Source organism: Actinomyces bouchesdurhonensis (assembly GCF_900128465.1).
Classification (GTDB): domain Bacteria; phylum Actinomycetota; class Actinomycetes; order Actinomycetales; family Actinomycetaceae; genus Pauljensenia; species Pauljensenia bouchesdurhonensis.
Genome location: NZ_LT635869.1, coordinates 402,444 through 406,462, shown reverse-complemented (window position 1 = coordinate 406,462; position 4,019 = coordinate 402,444). Strand labels below are relative to the sequence as shown.

Below are 4,019 nucleotides of genomic sequence, written 5' to 3'. Positions count from 1 at the left end.
GGTCACCGCCCTGGATCATGAAGCCCGGGATGACGCGGTGGAAGATAGTGCCGTCGTAGAGGGGACGGGAAGTCTTCTGGCCGGTCTTAGGGTCGACCCATTCGCGCTCGCCCTTGGCCAGGGTCACGAAGTTGTTGACGGTATTGGGGGCGTGGTTGGGGAACAGTTCGGCGGTGATGTCGCCGGCGGTGGTGTGAAGAATAGCTTTCATGGGGTTAATGGTTGCATCTTTTCCTGGGTGTTTCCTGTCCGTCACACGGGTCGCGCTGGTGGGTGGGCTGCACATCACAAGCGGATGTAGCACAATAGGAGTGAGTGGCGCGGCCGCGCCCCAGTTAATGTGGACAGAATCGGAGACATCATGGCTACTTCGCCTTCTTTCGATGCAAAAAAGCTGCGCGCTACCTCTGAGCAGCTTCGCGACGCCGCCGCTGTGTACGCCGGGAAGGTTGCCGTCCGGGCCGCCGATCTGGCGAACCAGGGCGTTGATTGGGCTGCGCCCCGCGCGCAGGCCGCCCTGACGAACGCGATTGAGCACGCGACCCCCGCCATCGAGAACGCCGCCGCCCGCGCGCAGGCCGCCGCCGCGCACGCCGGCCCCGCGATTGAGAACGCCCGCGGACACCTGGTGGATGACTACCTGCCGCGCGCCGCCCTCGCCGTCAACCAGGCGAGCGCCGCCCTGACCGCTCGCGGTTCCCTGTCAGATCGTGCTCGCCGCGCCTCTGAGGTCTCGGCTGCCGCCCTGGCGACGCCGACGCGTAAGCGCCGCAAGTGCCGCTTCCTGCGCGCTTTCGGCCTGACCGCCCTGGTTGGTGCGGTCGCCGGCGCTGGCTACATCCTGTGGAAGCGTTCGCAGCCGATCGAGGATCCGTGGGCCGAGGAGTACTGGGCTGATCTGGACACCGACTCCTTCGTTCCGGACACGGAAGCTGAGAAAGCGACGTTCGAGGGCTGATGCTCTAACACGGTTACGGGTGGGCCGCGACGCGGAATGCGTCGCGGCCCACCCGTTTATGCTGCGTATCTTTGTGCTGGAGTGCGCGGTGAGCTGCAACGGGTTCGCCGTCGCACCACTCAAGCATCACGTGGCTTCCGGTGACTCAGTTAGAAGTCACTCGCGATGAGGATTAACGTCACCAGGAAAATAATCGTGTCCACCACCCACGGACTCAGGTTCAGGAAAATTCCCCTCTTGCTCGCCCGGCGCTGCTCTGGCGCGTATGCCGCGCCAATTCCAATGAAGCCGCTGATGAAACCGAGGAGGGTGAGGGGAATCTGGAGGAACCAGCTGAAGAAGTAGAAAACCGAGAAGGTATAAGCGACGTCGCCGCCCCCCGTCCCGAACGATGACGTTGCGGAGGTAGCAAAGGAGAGGATGCCGAGCACTGTTGAGAGGGCGAACACCACCCACGCGGCGATTCCGCACACCGTGGAGACGCGTCCCAAAACTGTAGGACGCGTACCCGGCGCGACTCCGACGGGTCCGGCGGGCGTGTTCCACGCCGCTACGCCAGAATACGAGGCCGGGGCAGGCCCCTGCTGGAATGGGTAGTTCTGGGCAGGTCCGCTCGTCGGCTGACTCATCATTAACTCCTTATCAGTCAGGATTGCGCTGAAGTATCAACCGAACAACACGAAGAACAAAGACACCAGCGGGACCACGACGAACAGGATGACCCACGGGCTGGCGTTGAGGGACAGTCCCAGCCAATTGAGTCGCCATGTCTTGGGTCGTTCCGAGATCCTCACCAGCGCCATGATCCCGCCGATCATGTTTGCGGGACCCAGCGCGCCGAGCGCGAAGAGCGGGTAGAAGCCGATGATGTCCGCGCCGCTCGGATCGGCCATCACCGATTCCGAGTGGATAGACACCCACATGGCCACAACGGTCAGGGCGATGATCACCCACCCGATGATCCCGCAGATGATGGACATCCAGTTGATCCGCATCGCCGCGGGTCCCTGCGGCCAGGGTGCGTAACCCTGCGAATACACCTGGTTGGGGTATCCGCCAGGCGCAAAACCCCGAGAGGGGGCCGCGCCCGCCTGGGCACCGACAGGCCACGCGGGCGCGTTCCCCGTCGCTACGCCAGGATACGAGGCCGGGGCAGGCCCCTGCTGGAATGGGTAGTTCTGGGCGGGTCCGTTCGTCGGCTGACTCATTGTCAACTCCTTCTGGATTGGAATCTTGACTGGGGCATTGGCCCTATGAACCGACAAGATTCATGAGCATGAAGAACAAGACGGCAAGGGTGACCCATGGACTCACGTTGAGGAGGAGTCCCAGCCAGTTGATCCGCATCGCCGCGGGTCCCTGCGGCCAGGGTGCGTAGCCCTGCGAATACACCTGGTTGGGGTATCCGCCAGGCGCAAAACCCCGAGAGGGGCCGCGCCCTGGTGGGCACCCGGGTATGCACGCTGGTGAGACATGGCGATGTGTCCGCTTCCTCCGTTGACTGTCACTGAAGCGGGAGGGCGGACATGAGGGCGGCTGCAGCCATCACGAGGGCGCTCACCACGGCGGTGCCGACGATCCACGGGACCACGTTCAGGAGGATGCCGCGCGCACCCCGCACGCGCTGCTCCAGGGTCACGGCCTGTTTACGACCGATGATGCCGCTAATGACGCCCACGATGCTGAGGAATGCCAGGGGCAGGAACAAGGCCATCACGGCGATGTCGGCACCCGTGAGGAGTGCACTGCTTCGACCGCGGCCCTCGGCAATTCCGCGAAGCACCGTCGCGATCAGGAAGATGATGGCTGTGGCGATCAATCCGGCGATGCCGCACCACAGGGACACGCGATCCCACGTCAGCGGGGAGGTCATCGACCGAGCCTGCGCTCCACCGGGTGCCGCCATGTTGTGGGGAGATCCCTGGTGGGGACCGGGTACTTGGTTCGGTCCTGCGGGTGCGCTCACGATGTCCTCCAACTGACAAGAATTTCAAGAATTGAGACTATCGGTAAGTCTTCACCCGCGCAAGGGCGTTACTTCAGCAGGGCACGCAACACCTGGATAACCCCGGCCTCGTTGTTGGAGGGAGCAACGAAGCGCGCGGCTTCGACGACGTCCGCGGACGCGTTGGCCATCGCGAAGGACAGGTCCGCCACGCCCATCATCGACAGGTCATTGCCCGCGTCACCGAAGACCGCGGTCTGGGCGCGCTCGACGCCGAGGAACCTCTGCAGGTCACGCACGGCGCTGCCCTTGTCGACGCCGCGAATCTGCAGGTCAGCCCAGTTCGCGCCGGAAATCGCGTACTGGTGGGTGTCGGCGAAGTTCGCCAGGGTGGCCTGCGCGAGCGGCTCAACCGGACCGATGACGTACACCGCGAGCTTGACGATCGCGTCGTCGATCTGCCCGGCCTCGATCGCGTCGATGATGGCGTTCTGATCCTCGACGCGCTTGGTGCGGTGGTAGTAGGGCATGACCCCCTCGACGAAGCCCTCGTCGGTGCGCTCGACGTAGGCGAATTGCTTGCCGCACATGACCAGGCCTCCGTCGATCCCATCGGGCACGGAGGTGGCCTCACGCACGAGGCGGATGACCTCACGCACGGTGGGGGTGTCGACGGGGTGGGAGGAGACCTCGACGCCGTCGCGCATGACGATGCCGCCGTTCTCGCCGATGACGGTCATGCCGGGGCGCCCGGGGAACATGTCGATGAGGGTCCACACCTGGCGGCCGGACGCGGGCGCGAAGGTCACGCCGCGCTCGTCCATCAGGTCGAGGAGCTCATCCATGCCGGGCGGGAAGTTCTTGTCGTCATCCAGGAGGGTGCCGTCCATGTCGACGGCGGCCAGGCGCAGGTCGGCGCCCGCGTAACGCGCGGGGTCAGTGGGGGTCGTCATGACTCCATTGTGCCCGACCGGGGACCCGGGTGCGCGCGACCTGCGACGAGGCCGGGGCAACCTCACGGCTCCGGGCGCGGACAGGGGAAAGGATGTCCTCGTCGAGGAGTCCCCACGCTACTGGCGCCCCTCGCGCACGCTGGCGAGGATGCGGCGGCGCAGC

At 65.1% G+C, this 4,019-nt stretch carries 6 protein-coding genes; 1 reads left to right on the top strand and 5 read right to left on the bottom strand.

From position 1 onward, the window contains the following. The coding region (locus BQ7477_RS10305; protein WP_200783517.1) for a peptidylprolyl isomerase at positions 1-211 on the bottom strand (211 nt) is incomplete at its 3' end. A gap of 150 nt (positions 212-361) precedes the next feature. Here BQ7477_RS10305 and BQ7477_RS10300 point away from each other — a divergent pair. Next, a complete protein-coding gene (locus BQ7477_RS10300; RefSeq protein ID WP_073983870.1) occupies positions 362-958 on the top strand; it encodes a hypothetical protein in 597 nt (198 codons plus the stop codon). A 149-nt stretch (positions 959-1,107) separates the two neighbouring features. Here the strand turns inward: BQ7477_RS10300 and BQ7477_RS10295 are convergent, their stop codons facing one another. From BQ7477_RS10295 to BQ7477_RS10280, 4 genes are all read right to left on the bottom strand, one after another. Continuing rightward, positions 1,108-1,587: a hypothetical protein gene (locus BQ7477_RS10295; RefSeq protein WP_129582559.1), complete on the bottom strand. Its 480-nt coding sequence runs from the start codon at positions 1,585-1,587 to the stop codon at positions 1,108-1,110. A 36-nt stretch (positions 1,588-1,623) separates the two neighbouring features. Further along, positions 1,624-2,166 (bottom strand): hypothetical protein, encoded by a 543-nt coding sequence (locus BQ7477_RS12575; protein WP_234968802.1) that lies wholly within the window; start codon positions 2,164-2,166, stop codon positions 1,624-1,626. A gap of 296 nt (positions 2,167-2,462) precedes the next feature. Beyond that, a complete protein-coding gene (locus BQ7477_RS10285) occupies positions 2,463-2,831 on the bottom strand; it encodes a hypothetical protein (RefSeq protein WP_073983801.1) in 369 nt (122 codons plus the stop codon). Between the two features lie 161 nt (positions 2,832-2,992). Next, on the bottom strand, positions 2,993-3,856 hold the full coding sequence (locus tag BQ7477_RS10280) for an HAD-IIB family hydrolase (RefSeq protein ID WP_073983800.1): 864 nt from the start codon (positions 3,854-3,856) through the stop codon (positions 2,993-2,995). Positions 3,857-4,019: the final 163 nt, after the last annotated feature.